Origin of the sequence: Micromonospora sp. DT53 (genome assembly GCF_049841535.1) — a bacterium.
In the GTDB taxonomy this organism is placed as follows: Bacteria; Actinomycetota; Actinomycetes; order Mycobacteriales; family Micromonosporaceae; genus Micromonospora.
The window spans coordinates 18,311-36,193 of record NZ_JBNCKM010000015.1 but is presented as its reverse complement, the minus strand read 5'-3'; the positions used below and the strand labels follow the sequence as shown (position 1 = coordinate 36,193).

Here is a 17,883-nt window from a genome sequence, read left to right as displayed (position 1 = left end):
GGAGGAAGTCTACCCCTAGGTGCCCGAGATCGCGCCGCCCGGCTCCCGCACGTGATCAGTTACCCCACGCGCTGCCGGCGCGGTCTGCTCCGCATCGGAGCGGATGTCGATCCGCCAACCGGTCAATCGGGCCGCGAGTCGGGCATTCTGCCCCTCCCGACCGATCGCGAGCGAGAGCTGGAAGTCAGGAACGGTAACCCGGGCGGCCCGACCGGCCAGGTCGACCACCTCGACCCGCAGCGCCTTGGCCGGCGACAACGCGTTGCCGACGAAGGTGGCCGGGTCGTCCGACCAGTCGATAATGTCGATCTTCTCACCGTGCAGCTCGCTCATCACGGCGCGCACCCGCTGACCCATCGGGCCGATGCAGGCGCCCTTGGCGTTCACCCCGGGGGTGGTGGAGCGGACGGCGATCTTCGTGCGATGCCCCGCCTCACGGGCGATCGCGCCGATCTCCACGGTGCCGTCGGCGATCTCCGGCACCTCCAGGGCGAACAGCTTCTTGACCAGAGCCGGGTGCGACCGGGACAGGGTGATCTGCGGCCCGCGCATGCCCTTGGCCACGTGCACCACGACACAGCGGACCCGCTCGCCGTGCGCGTACCGCTCACCGGGCACCTGCTCGGACTGCGGCAGCACGCCCTCCAGCTTGCCCAGGTCGACGCTGACGATGCCCTTCTCGGTACGCGTCTCGTGCGCCTGCACCACGCCGGTGACCAGGTCACCCTCGCGGCCCACGTACTCGCCGAAGTGCACCTCGTCGGTGGCCTCCCGCAACCGCTGGAGGATCACCTGCTTGGCGGTCATGGCGGCGATCCGGCCGAAGTCGTGCGGGGTGTCGTCCCACTCCCGCACCAGGCTGCCGTCGGCGTCCATCTCCTGCGCGTACACCAGGGCGGCGCCCGACTTACGGTCGATCTCCACCCGGGCGTGCGGTTCGGCACCGTCGGTGTGCCGGTAGGCGGTCAGCAACGCGGTCTCGATCGCCGCGAGGATCGTGTCGAACGGGATCTCCCGCTCGCGCTCGAGTGCGCGCAGCGCCGCGAGGTCGATGTTCACCTCTCCTCGTCCTCCACATCATCTTCGTCGTCGATGTCGTCTGAATCGTCGATCTCGTCGGAATCATCCGCGTCGTCGACCTCGTCGTCCGGCTCACCGAGCTCGGCGAGCCGGGTGAACTCGACCTGCACGCGGCCGGGGCCCAGCTGGGCGTACGCCCAGGCGGCACGGCCGTCGTCGGTCTCCAGGTGCACGCCCTCGTCGTCGGCCGCGACCACCCGGCCGGTCAGCTGACGGTCACCGGCGGGCTGCTCGCCACGCTGGCCGGGCAGCGTGGCCGCGCCCCGGACGGTGACCTTGACCAGTCGGCCCACGTTGCGCCGCCAGTGGCGGGGCAGGGTGAGCGGCCGGTCGACGCCGGGCGAGCTGACCTCCAGCTGGTACTCGCCGGCGACGATGTCGCCACCGGCCTCCTCCGCGGCGTCGAGCGCGGCCGAGACCGCGCGGGAGACGTCCGCGACGGCGTCCAGGTCGATCCCGCCGTCGGTGTCCACCATCACCCGCACCACGTGCCGGCGGCCGGCCCGGGAGACCGACAGGTCCTCCAGGTCGTAGCCGGCGTCGTTGACCACCGGCTCGATCACGGCCCGCAGTCGGGCCCGCCGCGCGGCGAGGTCACCGCCGCGGGGCCCCGCGGCATCGCGGGGTCGACCCGTCGGCCTGGTGGCACGGCCACGCTGCGTCATCTCCGCACCCTCTCCCTGGTCGACGGCGCCGGTCGTCCCGCCATGCCGGCACGCCACCGGAGTGGACACGCCGGTGGTTGCGCAGAGCGTAACGCGCCTGCCCGGCGGTGGACCGGGCGGCGCACCGACGCCGGTGACCCCCGGACCGGCGCGCATGGTGTTGACTTGGCCGGTGGGGAACGGCAGAACGACGCAGCGCGACCAATCATCCGGACATTCCCGGCGAAAGCTCCTAGGTGCCGGGGCGCTGCTGGTGCTCGGCGGCGCCGTGACGCCGCTGACCGGCTGTGATCTTTTCGACCGCGACGATCAACCGGCCCCGCCGCCCGACTCGCTGCGACCGCTGGTGGACGAGTCACTCGCGCTGGCCGCCGCCTACCGGGCGAGCGCGACCGCGCATCCCGATCTCGCCGACCGGCTCAACCCGATCGCCGAGACGCACACCGCGCACGCCACCGAGTTGGCCCGGGTGATCGGCGTGACCCTGCCGTCGGCGGCCTCCGCCGCACCGACCGCCGCCCCGGCGGCCGATCCGAACGCCGCGCGCGCCGCCCTGCGGGCGCTGGAGAAGACCGCCCAGCAGTCCGCCACCGCCGCCTGCGCCGCGGCGCCCGCGGAACGGGCGGCACTGCTCGGGTCGATCGTCGCCGCCCGGGCCACCCACCAGGAGGCACTGAAGTGAGGCAGCCCTCCGCCGGGGAGGCGCTCGCCTCCGCCCTGTCCGCCGAGTACGCGGCCATCTACGCCTACGGACGGATCGGCGTCCGGCTTAGCGGAGCGGCACGGGACGCCGCACGCCAGGCGGAGGCCGCGCATCGACGCCGGCGCGACGCGCTGGTGGTGCAGCTCACCACGGCCGGTGGCGTCGTCCCGCCCGACCGCGCCGGGTACGCGCTGCCGTTCCCGGTCACCGACCGGGTTAGCGCCCTGCGGCTCGCCGCCGAGGTGGAGGAGCGCACGGCCGCGCACTGGCGGGCCGCACTGGCGTCCACCAACGGCGCCGACCGGGACCAGGCGTTGGCCGCCCTGGTCGACTACGCCGTGCGGGCCACCCGGTGGCGGAAGACGGCCGGCGTGACCCCGCTGACGGTCCCGTTTCCCGGTCGACCGACCTGAGCAGGCCCGCTCCGGTTGCGGTACGCATACCAGGTATGCATACTCCGTTGCCATGTCCATCCGTCACGGGTTGCTCGCCCTGCTCGAACGCGGTCAGATGTACGGCTACCAGCTGCGCGCCGCGTTCGAGGAGTCGACCGGCTCGACCTGGCCGCTGAACATCGGGCAGGTCTACACCACGTTGTCCCGGCTGGAACGGGACGGTCTGGTGCGCCCGCTGCCGGAGAGCGAGGCCGGGCAGCGCCCGTACGAGATCACCGACGCCGGTCGGGCGGACCTGGCGCTGTGGTTCGCCACCCCGATCAGCCGTACCGACCGACCCCGCGACGAGCTGGCGATCAAGCTGGCGCTGGCGCTGACCACCCCCGGGGTCGACGTCCGGGCGGTGGTGCAGGCCCAACGCAGCGCGACGATGCGGGCCCTGCAGGAGCTGACCCGGTTGAAGTACGGCAGCGAGCGGCCCGAGGACCTCCCCTGGCGTCTCGTGCTGGACTCGATGGTGTTCCAGGCCGAGGCCGAGGTGCGTTGGCTGGACCACTGCGAGACCAGTCTGGTGCGGCACCGGCCCAGCGGTCCGGCCCCTCCCCCATCCCGACCGGGTGACGCCGACGCGCGGGACGCGGCTCGGTGGGCCGGCGAGGAGGCACGACGGTGAGCGGGGCGGACGACGCGGTGCTGGAGCTACGCGCCGTCCACCGCACCCACGGTGCCGGGCCGGCGGCGGTGCACGCGCTGCGGGGCGTCAGCCTGGTCGTCCGACCCGGCGAGTTGGTCGCCGTGATGGGGCCATCCGGCTCCGGAAAATCGACACTGCTGGCTCTCGCCGGCGGGTTGGACCGCCCGACCGGTGGCGAGGTCCAGGTCGAGGGCCAACCGCTGGGGGAACTGGACCGCCGCGGGTTGGCCCAGCTGCGCCGCCGCCGGATCGGCTACATCTTCCAGCAACTCAACCTGCTGGGCAGTCTGAGCGCAGTGGAGAACGTGGCGCTCCCGTTGGAACTCGACGGGACCAGCGGACGTCGGGCCCGCGCGCTGGCGATGGCCGCGCTCACCGAGGTGGGCCTGCCCGCGTTGGGTGACCGCTTCCCGGACCAGCTCTCCGGCGGGCAGCAGCAGCGGGTGGCCATCGCCCGGGCGCTGGTGGGCGAACGCCGGCTGGTGCTCGCCGACGAGCCCACCGGGGCGTTGGACTCCCAGACCGGTGAGGCGGTGCTGCACCTGCTGCGCCGCCGGATCGACGCGGGCGCCGCCGGAGTGCTGGTCACCCACGAGGCGCGGCACGCCGGCTGGGCCGACCGGGTGGTGTTCCTCCGCGACGGCGTCCTGGTCGACACGACGGCACCGCTGGGCAGTGTCGAGCAGTTGCTGTCCGGCAGCGACAGGTGAGCGTCCGCCGGCAGACGCGGGCCCCCGCTCGGGCCGACACCGCGACGCCGCGGCCGGTCGCGCCGCCCGCCCCGATCGGCCGGCGGCGGTTCGCCGAGCTGACCGGCTCCTGGCGGGCGGCGCTGCGGATCGCCCGGCGGGAGTCACGCCGGTCCCGCCGGCGGACCGTCCTGGTGCTCGCGATGATCGCCATGCCGGTGGCGGTGCTGGCCTTCCTGGCCGCGAGCTACGACATGGCGGAGCTGACCCCACAGGAACGCGCCGACCGCCGGCTCGGCGTGGCCGACGCGCAGCTGCAGTGGATCGCCAACGCCCCGGTGGAGCAGGACGAGTGGGGCGAGGGCTGGTACACCCGCGAGGGCGAGCTGCCGGGGAACATCACCACGGCTCAGGTGAGCGCGCTGCTCGGGCCGGGTAGCCGGGTCACCGAGGTGCGTCTGGACGTCCCGCTGACACTGCGCGGCCCGCGCCGCGACGAGGTCGTGAAGGGCCGGGTGTTGGACCTCACCGACCCGCTGGCTCGCGGGCTGGTGCGGTTCCGGGCCGGCCGGGCGCCGCAGCAGCCCGGCGAGGTCGCGGTCAGTCCGGCGGCGCTGCGTCGCCTGGACCTGCGCCTCGGACACGCCGTGGCCGCCGCCGACGGGAGCAGGGCGTACACCGTGGTGGGGGTGGTCGAGTTCCCCGACGACCTCGGGCCGGTCGTGGCGCTGCACCCGGGGGCCGCGCCAGCGACCAGCCCGGATCCGGACGGTGTCTGGTTGGCGGACGTGCCGGGCACCGTCGACGAGGCGCTGGTGTCCCGACTCAACGACCATGGGTTGTTGGTCGCCGCCCGACAGCCGGTCGGCCCGGCGACCACGGTGGACCCGACGTGGTTCGGGTCGATCAGGCAGAGCAGCCCCAACGATCTGAGCACCGGCGTCCTGATCGCCGGCCTCGGGCTGCTGGAGGTCGTCCTGCTGGTCGGGCCGGCCTTCGCCGTCGGCGTCCGCCGCCGCCGCCGGGATCTGGCGCTGGTCGCGGTGGCCGGCGGGGACGCCGCCCAGCTTCGCCGGGTGGTACTGGCCGACGGTGTGGTGCTGGGCGTGCTGGGGGCCGCGGCCGGCCTGCTGGTCGGCGTCGGCGCGGCGTTCGCCGGCCGCCCGCTGATGGAGCAGTACGTGTTCAACGCCCGCTTCGGCGGCTACCGCTGCTGGCCGACCGCGCTGGTGCTGCTCGGTGGCGTCGCGGTGCTGGCCGGGGTGCTCGCCGCGCTGGCACCGGCCTGGACCGCCGCCCGGCAGGATGTCAGCGCCGGGCTCGCCGGGCGACGCACCCCGGCAAGATCCCCGGGCCGGTGGTTGACTCTCGGACTGGCGCTGGCGGCCGGCGGGGCGGGACTGGCGGCGTTCGGGGCCACCCGGACTTCCCAGGCGGTGATCCTCACCGGGCTGATCCTCGGCGAGTTGGGCCTGGTCTGCTGCACGCCCACGCTGCTCGGGGCGCTCGCCCGCCTCGGCCGGGTGTTGCCGTTGGCACCACGGATCGCGCTCCGCGACGCCAGCCGCAACCGAGCCGCCGCGGCACCGGCCATCTGCGCCGTGATGGCCGCCGTCGCCAGCAGCGTCGCCCTCGGCGGATACCTGGCCAGCGACGGTGCCCGCGACGCGCGCGCGTACCGGCCGGCGCTGCCGACCGGCCACGTGCTGGTCAACCCGACCGGATCGACCGGGCAGCCCACGCTGGCCCAGATCACCGATGCGGCCCGGAACCAGTTAGGGGTCGGCGCGGTCGCCCCGGTGCAGACGCCGAGTTGCGGGGCGGATCGCACCAGCTACTGCGACATCGCACCGGTGCTCCCGCTGGCCCGGGCCTGCCCCTGGCAGCCCGGCGGTCAGCTCCCCGCGGCCCAGCGCCAGCAGGCCCGCGCCGACCCCCGCTGCCAGAGCCGCGACCCGGAATACCTGGACGACTACGTGGAGGCCGGAGTCGACGACGGGAGCGCACTCCCCCTGCTCACCGGCGTGGACCCGGCGACGACCGCCGCCGCCACGGCCGTGCTGCGCGCCGGTGGCGTGGTGGTGACCGACCCGCGTTACCTGCACGACGGTGTGGTGACCGTCCGGGTCAGCGAGGTGGAGGCCGGCCTGGACCGGCCGACCGTCGTCCGCGACCTTCCGGGGTACGCGCTGCCCCGGTCGACCGGCAAGTCCCGCCTCCTGCTGTCCACCACCGCGGCCCGGCAACTCGGCCTGAACTGGGCCCCGATCGGCTGGGTGATCGGCACCACGACCCCGCCCGACGACGACCAGCAGGCGCGGTTCACCGCCGCCCTGCGGCCGTTCGGGGCGATCTCGCTGGGCGTGGAGTACGGCGGCGCCCCACGCGACCTCTCACCGCTGCTGCTGTTGCTCGCGGCGGCGGCCGGGCTGATCACGGTGGGGGCGGCCGGGATCGCCACCGCGCTCGCCGCCGCCGAGGGACGCGCCGAGCTGACCACCCTCGCGGCCGTCGGCGCGGCCCCGGCGGTGCGCCGGCTGCTGGCGATCTGCCAGGCCGGGGTCATCGCCGGTCTCGGTTCGGTGCTCGGCATCGTGGCCGGCCTCGGCACCGCCGCGATCGTGCTGGTCTCGGTGAACCGGCAGTACGCCAGCAACTGGCCGGTGCCCGATCCGTACCCCTTCCTGGTGCCGTGGCCCGCGCTCGGGGTCCTGGTGCTGGTGCCGATGGTGGCGATGCTCGGGGCGGGCCTGTTCACCCGGGCCCGGCTGCCGATCGAACGGCGGTTGGACTGACCGCTCTGCCGGGCGACCGAAAGGGAGCCGCCCAGGGGTGCCGCCGGGGCCGGGCAGCCGGCACACTGATCGGCGTGTCAGTGCTGGGAAGAGTCACCCGTCGGCTCGGTCATCATCGTTGGTTCGGCGCGGCGGCACGTCTGTTGGTCCCCGCCGACCGGGTGGTCGGTCGTCTCACCCGAGGGCGGGTGGTCGCGCTCGGCCTGATCCCGTCCCTGGTGATCACCACTACCGGCCGTCGCTCCGGCAAGCCCCGCAGCAATCCGGTGGTCTACGTGCCCGACGGCGACGCGTACGTGGTGATCGGCTCCAACTGGGGGCAGACCCACCATCCCTCCTGGGCGCTGAACCTGCTCGCCGACCCGGCTGCCCAGGTGGACGTGAAGGGCCGGCGGATCGCGGTGCGGGCCGAGCACGCGTCCGGCGCCGAACGGGAGCGGTTGTGGCAGTTGCTGGTCACCGAGTGGCCCGCGTACCGCACGTACGTGCAGCGGGCCGGCGGCCGGGAGATCCACATCTTCCGGCTGACTCCGACCGGGCGCGGCGCGCCCGAGGGTCCGTCGTCGGCTGGCTAGGCTGACGCCCGGTAGCCCGAGCCCCGCAGCCGCGAACAGAGGTGGTCCCGTGGGTGAGCAGGCCGGTGTCGACCGGGGCGTCGACGATCGACGGTGGACGGTCGCGGAGCGGGTCGCCGAGGCGGTCCGGCGGCGGTTCCCGGCCGACGCGCTCGCGATCGCGGTGCACGGGCCCCTGGCGCACGGTGACGACGACGGCGGCGGGGACCGCGAGGCGGGAATGCTGGTGGTCACCTATCGACCCGGGACCGGGCCGCCGCCGGCGACCAGGCGGGTGGACGGGGTGCTCGTCGATCTGACCGTGGCCGCCGCCGAGGACTACCTGGCCCAGGCCCGGGTGCTCTCGCCGCTCTGGCCGCTGACCGCCGACCGGTACGTCACCACACAGGCGTTGCACGACCCGACGGGCTGGTTGCGGACGCTGCGCGACGAGCATCTGGGTCGGCTGGCCCGGGCCCGACCGGCGGAGTTCAGCACCGCGGCCCGGCAGGCGTGGTACAGGGGCAGCGCGGCCCATTCCCGGGCTGCCCGGCTCGCCGAGTGGTACGAGACCGATCAGGCTCTGCTGATGCTCGGTGAGGCCCGGCTGGCGGCGGCCACGGTGACCGGCCTGCTGAGCCGCACCTACTTCCGTGATCCGGGGGACGCGGTGCGGCGCACCGGGTTGGCCGGCGCGGACATGACCGAGGTGGGTGTGGTGCTGGCCCGGCAGGCCGAGGAGTTGGCCGCCCGTGGTCGTGCGGTCGACGGCACCGTCGACGAGCTGCTCACCACCTGAGGCGCGTCACACGCCGCCCGGCACCCCGATCAGCGAGCCGATCAGGTAGGTGGCACCGGCCGCCGCGGCGCCCAGCAGCAGCTGGCGCAGCCCGCTGGTCCACCAGGGACGGTTGGTGAAGCCGGCCACCACGGCACCGGCGGCGAACAGCCCGAGCCCGCCGACGGCGAGCGCCAGCCACAGTTCGGTGGCGCCGAGCAGGTACGGCAGGAGCGGCACCAGCGCGCCGACCGAGAAGAACAGGAACGACGAGATCGCCGCGGCCCAGGGGCTGGGTTGGTCGTCGGGGTCGACGCCCAACTCCTCCCGGACGTGTACCCGCAGCGCCTCCTCCGGGTCGCGCCGCACCGCCTCGGCGACCTGGGTCGCGAGGTCCCGGGGCAGGCCCCGGGCCACCCACGCGTCGGCCAACTCCCGGGCCTCCGCCTCGGGGTGCCGTTCCAGTTCCCGTCGCTCCTTGGCCACCTCGGCGGCGACCTGCTCGTTGGCGGACCGCACGCTCGTGTACTCGCCGAGCCCCATCGAGATCGCACCGGCCACCAGGCCGGCGCTGCCGGTGAGCACGATGTTGCGGGGCGACACTCCGCCGCCGCCGACGCCGGCGATCAGGGCGATGTTGGTGACCAGGCCGTCCATCGCGCCGAAGACGGCCGGGCGCAGCCAGCCGCCGGAGACGTCCGCGTGGTGCGCCTCGCGCAGCGCCGCTGGGGTGTCGGTCACGGCGCCTGCCCTTCGTTCGCGACTGCGGGACTCCGCTTCGCTGCGTTCCTCGCGCTCACGGCGCCTGCCCTTCGTTCGCGACTGCGGGACTCCGCTTCGCTGCGTTCCTCGCGCTCACGGAAGGGTCAGGATTTCGTGGCCATCGTCAGTCACCACGATGGTGTGCTCGAACTGCGCCGTCCACTTCCGGTCCTTGGTGACCACGGTCCACCCGTCGTCCCACATGTCGTACTGGTAGGTGCCGAGGGTGATCATCGGCTCGATGGTGAACGTCATGCCCGGCTCCATGATGTCCGTGGGGCGCGGGCTGTCGTAGTGCGGCACGTAGAGACCGCTGTGGAAGGCCTCGCCGATGCCGTGGCCGGTGAAGTCGCGGACCACGCCGTAGCCGAACCGCTTGGCGTACGACTCGATGACTCGGCCGACGACGTTGATCTGGCGACCGGGGGCGACCGCGCGGATGCCGCGCATCATGGCCTCGTGGGTCCGCTCGACCAGCAGCCGGGCCTCTTCGCTGACCTCGCCGACGCAGAAGGTGGCATCGGTGTCACCGTGCACCCCACCGATGTACGCGGTGACGTCGACGTTGATGATGTCGCCGTCCTGCAGGACCGTGGTGTCCGGGATGCCGTGACAGATGACCTCGTTGAGGCTGGTGCAGCAGGACTTCGGGAAGCCCTTGTAGCCCAGCGTCGACGGGTACGCCCCGTGGTCGCAGAGGAACTCGTGCACCACCTTGTCGATCTCGTCGGTGGTCACGCCGGGCTTGCAGTGCTCGCCGGCGAGCTGGGTCGCCTGGGCGGCGAGCCGGCTGGCGATCCGCATCTTCTCGATGGTCTCCGGCGTCTGCACGTGCGAGCCACGCCACTCCTGCGGGCGCTGCTTGCCCACGTACTCCGGTCGGGCGATCTGGGATGGCACCTGTCGCATCGGGGAGAGCGTGCCTGGTGTCAGCGGCGGACGGACGGTCATGCCGCAAGCCTATCGCCGGGGCCGCTGGTGACCCGCGCCACGGCCGCCCGGTGGAGGTTGTTGCCCAGCCAGGGCGGCTGTGCCATGGTGTCAGCGTGGATCAAGGGGGAGCACCGCCCATCTTCTCCGCCAGCGCCGAGATCGACGGTGACCACCTCCACGTGGTGGTGGCCGGTGAGGTCGACATGGCGACCGCGGACACGATGCTCCAGACGGCGCTGCGCGAGCCCGCCGGGAAGATCACTCTCGATCTGAGCGCGGTCACCTTCTTCGACTCGGCCGCCATCCACGCCCTGGTCCGGCTCGCCCAGCAGTTCTCGGGAAGGCTCACCGTTCGTCCGTCCCGGCAGGTCCGCCGCGTGCTGGAGATCTCCGGCCTCGGCGAGCAGAGCTGGCTCGACCCGGCCTAGGGCCTAGCGACGGCGGCCGGGCGCCGCCGCCCGCCACACAGTCGAGCCGGGCGGGGGCCAGGCCCGACGGCACCCGCCGCCGGACGCGCGGTCAGTCCTGAAGCTGCCGGCGCAGCGTCACCTCGGTGCCCTCATCGGTACGCCGCACCGACAGCTCGCCCAGCGCCCTGATCAGGGCCAGGCCGCGGCCCCGGAAGCCGGAGTCGGTCGACTCCCGCCACTGCCCGCTGTCGCGCACCGTGGCCGTCACCGTCCGACCCTCGATGGCCACCTCCACACTGATCATGGCCTCGGCGGGGTGGACCGGGTGCTCGATGGCGTTGGCGGCGGCCTCGGAGACGGCGACGGTCAGGTCGAACAGGTCGGTCTCGCCGACGGAGTGCGCGACCAGGAAGTCCTCCAGCCGCTTGCGCAGCACGCTGAGCCGGGTCGGGTCCGCCGGTAGCCGCAGTGCGAAGCGGTTCAGCTCCGCCGCCTCCAGGGCGAGGACCGCCACGTCGTCGCGGCGCGGCCGGCCGGTGACCCGCTCGACCACCGCGTCGATCAGATCCACCACGTGCTCGCTCGGGGTGCCGGCGTCGATGCGGAGCTGGGCCAGCGCGGCGTCGATGCCGAGCTGACGGTCCTCGATCAGCCCGTCGGTGTAGAGCAGCAGTCGACTGCCGGCCGGCAACTCGGCCTCGACCGACTGGTACGTCGCGCCGGGGAGGGCGCCGACCGGCGGACCGAGCGCCCGGTCGTGCAGGAACGCCACGTCGCCTCCGGTGATCACGAGTGGGGACGGGTGACCGGCGCTCGCGTACCGCAGTCGACCGGTGCGAGGGCTGAACAACAGGCAGACCACTGTCGCGAAGGATCGGCCCTCGGTGGAGCCGACCAGCCGGTTGAGCCGGGTCAGCGACTCACCCGGGTCGAAACCCTCCAGCACGTACGCCCGCAGCGCGTTGCGCAGTTGCCCCATCGCCGCGGCGGCCCGGACGCCCTTACCGACCACGTCCCCGATGACCAGCACCAGTTCGTCGCCGTTCAGCGCGATCGCGTCGTACCAGTCGCCGCCGACCTCCACGTCGGCGCTGCCGGGCAGGTAGCGGCTGGCCACCACCGAGCCGGGCAGTTGGGGCAGCGACCGGGGCAGCAGGCTGTGCTGCAGGGTGGTGGCGATGCGGTGTTCGGCTTCGTAGAGCTGGGCGTTCTCCAGTCGCACCCCGACGAGCCGGGCCAGCTGGGTCAGCGCGGCGTCGTCGGTCTGCGCCTCGTCGCCGTCCGCCCGCCAGACCTGCAACTCACCGAGTCGCTTGCCGGTGGTGCCGGTCAGCTCGGCCACGAAGGACGGGTCGGCGGCGGTGGTGCCACCGCCGTCGGCCTCGAAGCGCGCCTCGGTCGCGGTGACCACCACCCGAGCCGCCTCGGCGAGGCTCAACGCGTGCCGGGCGGCGACCTGGAGCACGTCGGCGGTGGATCGGGCGGTGTTCACCGCCACCGCCGCGTCGGCGAGCGCCCGAAGTCGGCGGATGATCTGCCCGCGCAGCTGGCCCAGTTCCACATTGGCCCGCACCCGGGCGATCAGCTCCTGCGCCGAGAACGGCTTGGTGAGGTAGTCGTCGGCGCCGACGGCGAGACCGGCGACGGCCTCCGCGGAGCCGGCGCGGGCAGAGAGCAGCACGATCGGCACATGCCGGGTACGCGGGTCCGCGCGCAGCGCGCTCACCAGCCCGAACCCGTCCAGCCGGGGCATCATCACGTCGGTGAGCACCAGGTCGAACCCGCCCTCGCGGGCCAACGGCAGGGCATCGAGCCCGTCGTTCGCGGTGACCACGTCCCAGGTCCCGGAGAGCAGCCGGCTGACGTGCTCCTGCAGGTCGGCGTTGTCGTCGACGACCAGGATCCGACCAGCCGGGGCGCCCTTCCCACCCTGAGGGTCGGCCTGGGGTGTCGGCGCGACACCGGCCCACAACGCGGTCTCCGCCACGAAGAGCCGGGCCTGCTCGGGCTCACCCACGGGCAGCGGGTCGAACGCCACCACCCGGTCCGCCGGCAGGTGCGTCGAGCCGAACGGAACTGTCACCGTGAAGGTGCTGCCCCCGTCGACCTGGCTGGTCAACCCGACCGCACCGCCGTGCATCTCGACCAGCTCCCGGACCAGCGCGAGGCCGATGCCGGTGCCTTCGTGGGTGCGTGCCCGCACTCCCGGCACCCGGTGGAACCGTTCGAAGACGTGCGGCAGTTCGTCCGGCACGATGCCGACACCGGTGTCGGTCACCTCCAGCCGGGCGGCGCCCTCCGCGGCCCGGATCCGCACCCGGATCTCGCCGTCGAAGGTGAACTTGACGGCGTTCGACACCAGGTTGAGGACGATCTTCTCCCACATGTCCCGGTCGACGAAGACAGGCGTCGGCAGCGGCGGACAGTCCACCACCAGTCGCAACCCGGCCCGCTCCGTGGCGGAGCGGAAGGTGCTGGCCAGCCGTGCGGTGTAATCGGCGAGGTCGGTGGGCTGGTAGCGGGCGGCGAGCCGACCGGACTCCAGCCGGGAGAAGTCCAGCACGGTGTTGACCAGCTTGAGCAGCCGTAACGCGTTGCGGTGCATCATGGTGAGCCGGTCGGTTTCGGTGGCGGGCAACTCCGGGTCGGCCAGCATGTCCTCCAGCGGGCCGAGCACAAGCGTCAGTGGGGTGCGGAACTCGTGACTGACGTTGGCGAAGAAGTTGGTCTTCGCCCGGTCCAGCGCGGCCAGCTCGGCGGCGCGGGCCCGTTCCTGCTCGTACGCCCGCTGGGTGCCGACCGCCCGGGAGATCTGGGCGGCGACCAGGTCGAGGAAGTCGCGGTAGTCGTCGCCGAGCGGCAACTGACGGGCCACGCCGACGATCAGCGCGCCGACCGTCTGGTTGGTCGCCGTGAGCGGCAGCACGAGGGCCTGGTCGGCGGCGTCGACAGGCAACACGTCGAGCAGACCGGCCACCTCGACCGTGACGGGCATGCCATCGGCGGTCACCCGGGCCAGCAGCTGCGACGTGACATCGGTGGCGGGCGGGGTGGTGCCTGTGCAACCGGCCAGGGTGAGCTGGTCGCTGTCGTCGGCCAGATAGATCAGGGCGAACGGCACGTCCGCCCGGTGCCGGCCGAGCACCCCGGCGGCGGTGCGACCCAGCTCCGCGGCGGTGCCGATGTCGTTCAGCTCGGCGCCCAGCTCGGACAGCGCCCGCAGCCGGCGCTCGCCGAGCACCCGCCCGGTGGTCTCGCTGACGATGCAGTAGACGCCACTGACCGAGCCGTCGTCACCCCGGATCGGGTCGTACGAGACGTTGAAGTAGGTCTGCTCGACGAAGCCGTGCCGGTCCAGCAGAAAGGGGTGGTCCTCGCCGCGATAGGAGCGTCCGGTGCTCCGGACGCTGTCGAGCAGCGGACCGAGCACCGCCCAGGTCTCCGACCAGAACGGTCGAGCCGGCTGACCGATCACGTCCGGGTGTTTGTCACCGATGGTCGGCCGGTAGGCGTCGTTGTAGAAGGCCAACTGCTCGTCGCCCCAGAACATGACGATCGGCGCGCTGGAGGCGAGCATCATCCCGACCGCGTGGGAGAGCGCCGTGGGCCACTGACCGGGCTCCCCCAGCCGGCCGGAGGACCAGTCGAAGGAGGCCAACCGGGCGCCCATCTCGCCGCCGGCCGCGAACGCGGCCGCCAGCATCGGAGGGATCTCGCGGCCGGACAGGGCGGGGTGCCCGATGTCCGCGCCCCCCTGAGCCGAGCTCATGCAGCCTCCCGCTCCGGCCGTACCCCTCGACCGTTGATCTTCACCCGCCGTGCTCCGACTTGTACCCCAGCGGACCAGCAACGTAACGCATCACGACAGATGGACGCTGTTTACGTACGCCTGAGCCGTCGGGCACCGGACAGTGACGTCGAACGGCTGTGGTCGGAGGCCCCGACGAGTCAGAAGACCGGCAGCCCGTCGATGCTCGCCGCGTTCTTGTTGGCCCGGTAGGCGACCAGATCCTCGGCGCTACGGCGGGAGTGTGAGGTGAGTAACAGATCACGCTCGGCGCGGAAGTCCATCAGGGGCACCGCGTATCCACAGGAGTCACTGACCCGCTCCACCTCGACCGTGATGACCGCCCGGACGGCGTGCACGTCGGGCGGCGCGGGAAACTCGGCGAGCCGGTCGGCGAAGGCGTCGTCGGTCACCGCGACGCTGCTGCCCCGGCCGTGCAACCGGACGATCTTCGGCGGGCCGTCGAAGGCACAGAACATCAGTGTGATCCGGCCGTTGTCCCGCAGGTGGGCGATGGTTTCCGCGCCACTGCCGTGATAGTCGAGGTAGGCCACCCGGTGCGGGCCAAGAATCACGAACGTGCCCCGCATGCCCTTCGGTGACACGTTGACGTGCCCCTCGACACCGGACGGGGCGGTCGCCACGAAGAAGAGCGGCTGGGCCCCGATGAAGTCACGCAGTCGACAGTCGATCTCCGGATAGACCTTGCCCATGCGCCGATCCTCCCACCGACGCCATCGACAGGCGGGGGCGATCTCAGTCACACCCGCCGGCCAGCGGCCCGCACCAGCGCCGTGATCGGGCGAGGGTCCGACTCGTTCTCCGGATGCCACTGGACCCCGAGCACGAACGGCCGGGCCGGGTCCTCCACCGCCTCGACCACGCCGTCGCTCGCCCAACCGGTCACCGTGAGCCGGCCCGGATCGGCGACCGCCTGGTGGTGGTACGAGTTGACCTGGTCGACCCCCGCCAACACCGAGGCGGCCAGGCTCCCCGGCGCGAACCGCACCGCGTGGGCCCCGTACACGCCGGGCGCGGGACGGTGCGCCTCGTGGCCCACCACGTCGGGCAGGTGCTGGTGCAGGACGCCGCCGTACGCGACCGCGAGCAACTGCATCCCCCGACACACGCCCAGCACCGGCACGTCAGCGGCGAGCGCGGCGGCCAACAGGGTCAGCTCGCCGGCGTCCCGGTCCGGCCGATCCTCGGTACGCGGGTCGGGCGGTTGGCCGTACCGCCCCGGGCCGACGTCCGCGCCACCGGCCAACAGCAACCCGTCCAGGACCGCCACCACGTCCGCGTCGACGTCGTCCGGCGGCAGGACCACCGCCCGGCCGCCCGCCGCGGTCACCGCCCTCGTGTACGCCTCCGGCACCAGCACCGCACGCACACCCCGCCAGGTGGCCCAGTCGGCGGGTTCGACGTACGCGCTGACCCCGATCAGCGGCCTCATATTGGCGTGACGTAGGCGCCGGTGATGCCGCCGTCGACCACGAACTGCGCGGCGGTCATGAACGAGGCGTCGTCGCTGGCCAGGAACGCCACCGCGGCGGCGATCTCCTCCGGTTGCCCGAAGCGGCCCATCGGCACGTGCACCAGCCGACGGGCGGCCCGCTCCGGGTCGGCGGCGAAGAGTTCCAGCAGCAACGGGGTGGCCACCGGGCCGGGACAGAGCGCGTTGACCCGGATGCCCTCGCGGGCGAACTGCACACCCAACTCCCGGGTCATCGCCAGCACTCCGCCCTTGCTCGCGGTGTACGCGATCTGTGACGTCGCCGCACCCATCAACGCCACGAACGAGGCCGTGTTGATGATCGACCCCTTGCCCTGCCGACGCATGTGCGGAATGGCGTACTTGCAGCACAGGTAGACGCTCGTGGTGTTGACCCGCAACACCCGCTCCCACGCGTCCAGGCCAGTGTCCAGGATGGAGTCGTCGTCCGGCGGTGAGATGCCTGCGTTGTTGAACGCGATGTCCACCCGGCCGTGCCGGTCGGCCACCCCGTCGAACAGGTCGCGAACCGCCGACTCGTCGGCCACGTCGGTGGCCACGAACTCGCCGCCGCACTCCTCGGCGGCCTTCGTACCCGCCTCGGCGTCGATGTCCACGCAGACCACCCGGGCCCCCTCGGCGGCGAACCGCCGCACGGTGGCCAACCCGATGCCGCTGCCCGCTCCGGTGACCACGGCCACCCGGTCCCGCAACCGACCCTGCACTGGCGTCACTCCTCTGTCGAGACGAACACGTTTTTGACGTCGGTGAAGGAGTGCAACGCGTCCGGGCCCAGCTCACGGCCGAGCCCGGATCGTTTCATCCCGCCGAACGGGGTCCAGTAGCGCACCGAGGAGTGCGAGTTGACGCTGAGGTTGCCCGCGTCGACGGCGCGCGCCAGGCGCAGGGCCCGCCCCACGTCCCGCGTCCAGATCGAGCCGGAGAGGCCGTACTCGGTGTCGTTGGCGAGCCGGACCGCGTCCGCCTCGTCGTCGAACGGGAGCACCGAGACCACCGGGCCGAAGATCTCCTCCCGCCAGTGCCGGTCGGCCGGCGAATCGGCCAGCAGCACCGTGGGCGCGTGCCAGAACCCGGGGCCGTCAGGGCAGGAGCCGGTGAAGGCCACTGTCGCCCCGGTCAGGTAGCCGGCGACCCGGTCCCGCTGGGCCTCGGAGATCAGCGGGCCCATGTCGGCGGTGTCGCGGGACGGGTCCTCGACGCGTACCGCGCGTACCGCCGGTTCGAGCAGTTCCAGGAACCGGTCGTACACCGAACGCTGGACCAGGATCCGCGACCGTGCGCAGCAGTCCTGGCCGGCGTTGTCGAAGACCGCGCCCGGCGCGGTAGCGGCGGCGCGTTCCAGGTCGGCGTCGGCGAACACGATGTTCGCGCTCTTGCCGCCCAACTCCAGGGTGAGTCGCTTCACCTGGGCGGCGCAGCCGGCCATGATCCGGGTGCCGACCTCGGTGGAGCCGGTGAAGCAGATCTTGCGGACCGCCGGGTGGCTGACGAACCGCTCCCCCACCACCGAGCCCTGGCCGGGGACGACTGTGAAGACGCCGTCGGGCAGGCCCGCCTCGCGGGCCAGCTCGGCCAGGCGCAGCGCGGTGAGCGGGGTCAGTTCGGCGGGCTTGAGCACCACCGTGTTGCCGGCGGCGAGCGCCGGGACGAAGCCCCAGCCGGCGATCGGCATCGGGAAGTTCCAGGGCACGATCACGCCGACCACACCGAGTGGCTCGTGGAAGGTGACGTCCAACCCGCCCGGCACCGGGATCTGTCGCCCGGTCAACCGCTCGGGCGCACCGGCGTAGTAGTCCAGGACGTCGCGGACGTTGCCGGCCTCCCACCGGGCGTTACCGATGGTGTGCCCGGAGTTGCGCACCTCCAGCAGGGCCAGCTCCTCCAGGTGCGCGTCGACAACGGCGGCGAACCGCCGCAGCAGCCGAGCCCGATCCCCCGCCCCCACCAGACGCCAGGTCTCGAAGGTGGCGGCTGCCCGCGAGATGGCCGCGTCCACGTCCTCAATCGAGGCCCCGGCAACCTCCCGAAACCCCACCCCGGAAGCCGGATCCACCAAAACCGTCACAGGCCCCGCCCCTCGATATCCCAGTCGATCATGGAGTTGTGCTGCCCCACAAAAGCCGCC

17 protein-coding genes are annotated in these 17,883 nt (G+C 73.0%); 8 read left to right on the top strand and 9 right to left on the bottom strand.

The window, feature by feature from the left end; all coding sequences use genetic code 11:
- Positions 1-15: 15 nt before the first annotated feature.
- Both nusA and rimP read right to left on the bottom strand, forming a co-directional pair.
- Entirely contained in the window at positions 16-1,059 is a 1,044-nt protein-coding gene (gene nusA, locus ACLQ3B_RS32750; RefSeq protein ID WP_425784537.1) for a transcription termination factor NusA, read from the bottom strand.
- The gene (rimP, locus tag ACLQ3B_RS32745; RefSeq protein WP_425784536.1) at positions 1,056-1,745 is read right to left on the bottom strand and encodes a ribosome maturation factor RimP; all 690 of its coding nucleotides are present in this window, start codon (positions 1,743-1,745) and stop codon (positions 1,056-1,058) included. The genes nusA and rimP overlap by 4 nt, the downstream gene beginning before the upstream one ends.
- Before the next feature lie 154 nt (positions 1,746-1,899).
- On the opposite strand from rimP, the gene ACLQ3B_RS32740 reads away from it, so the two are divergent.
- The 7 genes from ACLQ3B_RS32740 (at position 1,900) to ACLQ3B_RS32710 (ending at position 8,374) form a co-directional block, all read left to right on the top strand.
- The gene (locus tag ACLQ3B_RS32740) at positions 1,900-2,427 is read left to right on the top strand and encodes a hypothetical protein (RefSeq protein WP_425784535.1); all 528 of its coding nucleotides are present in this window, start codon (positions 1,900-1,902) and stop codon (positions 2,425-2,427) included.
- Positions 2,424-2,861 (top strand): ferritin-like domain-containing protein, encoded by a 438-nt coding sequence (locus ACLQ3B_RS32735; protein ID WP_425784534.1) that lies wholly within the window; start codon positions 2,424-2,426, stop codon positions 2,859-2,861. Before ACLQ3B_RS32740 ends, ACLQ3B_RS32735 begins: the two co-directional genes overlap by 4 nt.
- A 52-nt stretch (positions 2,862-2,913) precedes the next feature.
- Positions 2,914-3,516 carry a PadR family transcriptional regulator gene (locus ACLQ3B_RS32730; RefSeq protein WP_425784533.1) on the top strand — a complete coding sequence of 201 codons (603 nt, stop codon included), beginning with the start codon at positions 2,914-2,916 and terminating at the stop codon, positions 3,514-3,516.
- The gene (locus ACLQ3B_RS32725; RefSeq protein WP_425784532.1) at positions 3,513-4,247 is read left to right on the top strand and encodes an ABC transporter ATP-binding protein; all 735 of its coding nucleotides are present in this window, start codon (positions 3,513-3,515) and stop codon (positions 4,245-4,247) included. The genes ACLQ3B_RS32730 and ACLQ3B_RS32725 overlap by 4 nt, the downstream gene beginning before the upstream one ends.
- Positions 4,244-7,021, top strand: a complete 2,778-nt coding sequence (locus ACLQ3B_RS32720; RefSeq protein WP_425784531.1) for an FtsX-like permease family protein — start codon at positions 4,244-4,246, stop codon at positions 7,019-7,021. The genes ACLQ3B_RS32725 and ACLQ3B_RS32720 overlap by 4 nt, the downstream gene beginning before the upstream one ends.
- A 74-nt stretch (positions 7,022-7,095) precedes the next feature.
- Positions 7,096-7,596 carry a nitroreductase/quinone reductase family protein gene (locus ACLQ3B_RS32715; protein ID WP_425784530.1) on the top strand — a complete coding sequence of 167 codons (501 nt, stop codon included), beginning with the start codon at positions 7,096-7,098 and terminating at the stop codon, positions 7,594-7,596.
- 49 nt (positions 7,597-7,645) lie between these two features.
- The gene (locus tag ACLQ3B_RS32710) at positions 7,646-8,374 is read left to right on the top strand and encodes a nucleotidyltransferase domain-containing protein (protein ID WP_425784529.1); all 729 of its coding nucleotides are present in this window, start codon (positions 7,646-7,648) and stop codon (positions 8,372-8,374) included.
- Between the two features lie 6 nt (positions 8,375-8,380).
- Here the strand turns inward: ACLQ3B_RS32710 and ACLQ3B_RS32705 are convergent, their stop codons facing one another.
- Together ACLQ3B_RS32705 and map are read right to left on the bottom strand one after the other, a co-directional pair.
- Positions 8,381-9,094, bottom strand: coding sequence for a VIT1/CCC1 transporter family protein (locus ACLQ3B_RS32705; RefSeq protein WP_425784528.1), 714 nt, complete (start codon positions 9,092-9,094; stop codon positions 8,381-8,383).
- 114 nt (positions 9,095-9,208) lie between these two features.
- Entirely contained in the window at positions 9,209-10,066 is an 858-nt protein-coding gene (map, locus tag ACLQ3B_RS32700) for a type I methionyl aminopeptidase (protein WP_425784527.1), read from the bottom strand.
- A 95-nt stretch (positions 10,067-10,161) separates the two neighbouring features.
- Between map and ACLQ3B_RS32695 the strand changes: the two genes are divergently transcribed.
- Positions 10,162-10,476, top strand: coding sequence for an STAS domain-containing protein (locus ACLQ3B_RS32695; RefSeq protein WP_425784526.1), 315 nt, complete (start codon positions 10,162-10,164; stop codon positions 10,474-10,476).
- A 91-nt stretch (positions 10,477-10,567) separates the two neighbouring features.
- On the opposite strand, the gene ACLQ3B_RS32690 is transcribed toward ACLQ3B_RS32695, so the two are convergent.
- The 5 genes from ACLQ3B_RS32690 to ACLQ3B_RS32670 form a co-directional block, all read right to left on the bottom strand.
- Positions 10,568-14,227 carry a SpoIIE family protein phosphatase gene (locus tag ACLQ3B_RS32690; protein WP_425784525.1) on the bottom strand — a complete coding sequence of 1,220 codons (3,660 nt, stop codon included), beginning with the start codon at positions 14,225-14,227 and terminating at the stop codon, positions 10,568-10,570.
- A gap of 179 nt (positions 14,228-14,406) precedes the next feature.
- The gene (locus tag ACLQ3B_RS32685) at positions 14,407-14,958 is read right to left on the bottom strand and encodes a pyridoxamine 5'-phosphate oxidase family protein (protein ID WP_425784524.1); all 552 of its coding nucleotides are present in this window, start codon (positions 14,956-14,958) and stop codon (positions 14,407-14,409) included.
- A 47-nt stretch (positions 14,959-15,005) separates the two neighbouring features.
- Positions 15,006-15,698 (bottom strand): gamma-glutamyl-gamma-aminobutyrate hydrolase family protein, encoded by a 693-nt coding sequence (locus tag ACLQ3B_RS32680; protein WP_425784523.1) that lies wholly within the window; start codon positions 15,696-15,698, stop codon positions 15,006-15,008.
- Positions 15,695-16,462, bottom strand: coding sequence for a 3-oxoacyl-ACP reductase (locus tag ACLQ3B_RS32675; RefSeq protein WP_425784522.1), 768 nt, complete (start codon positions 16,460-16,462; stop codon positions 15,695-15,697). Before ACLQ3B_RS32675 ends, ACLQ3B_RS32680 begins: the two co-directional genes overlap by 4 nt.
- A gap of 5 nt (positions 16,463-16,467) precedes the next feature.
- A complete protein-coding gene (locus tag ACLQ3B_RS32670; protein ID WP_425784563.1) occupies positions 16,468-17,814 on the bottom strand; it encodes an aldehyde dehydrogenase family protein in 1,347 nt (448 codons plus the stop codon).
- Positions 17,815-17,883: the final 69 nt, after the last annotated feature.

Bases quoted from the DNA above. Each gene is read 5' to 3' on its own strand.
- map (WP_425784527.1), bottom strand. From the start codon at position 10,066: ATGACCGTCCGTCCGCCGCTGACACCAGGCACGCTCTCCCCGATGCGA.
- rimP (WP_425784536.1), bottom strand. From the start codon at position 1,745: ATGACGCAGCGTGGCCGTGCCACCAGGCCGACGGGTCGACCCCGCGAT.
- ACLQ3B_RS32680 (WP_425784523.1), bottom strand. From the start codon at position 15,698: ATGAGGCCGCTGATCGGGGTCAGCGCGTACGTCGAACCCGCCGACTGG.
- ACLQ3B_RS32740 (WP_425784535.1), top strand. From the start codon at position 1,900: ATGGTGTTGACTTGGCCGGTGGGGAACGGCAGAACGACGCAGCGCGAC.
- ACLQ3B_RS32685 (WP_425784524.1), bottom strand. From the start codon at position 14,958: ATGGGCAAGGTCTATCCGGAGATCGACTGTCGACTGCGTGACTTCATC.
- ACLQ3B_RS32730 (WP_425784533.1), top strand. From the start codon at position 2,914: ATGTCCATCCGTCACGGGTTGCTCGCCCTGCTCGAACGCGGTCAGATG.
- ACLQ3B_RS32690 (WP_425784525.1), bottom strand. From the start codon at position 14,227: ATGAGCTCGGCTCAGGGGGGCGCGGACATCGGGCACCCCGCCCTGTCC.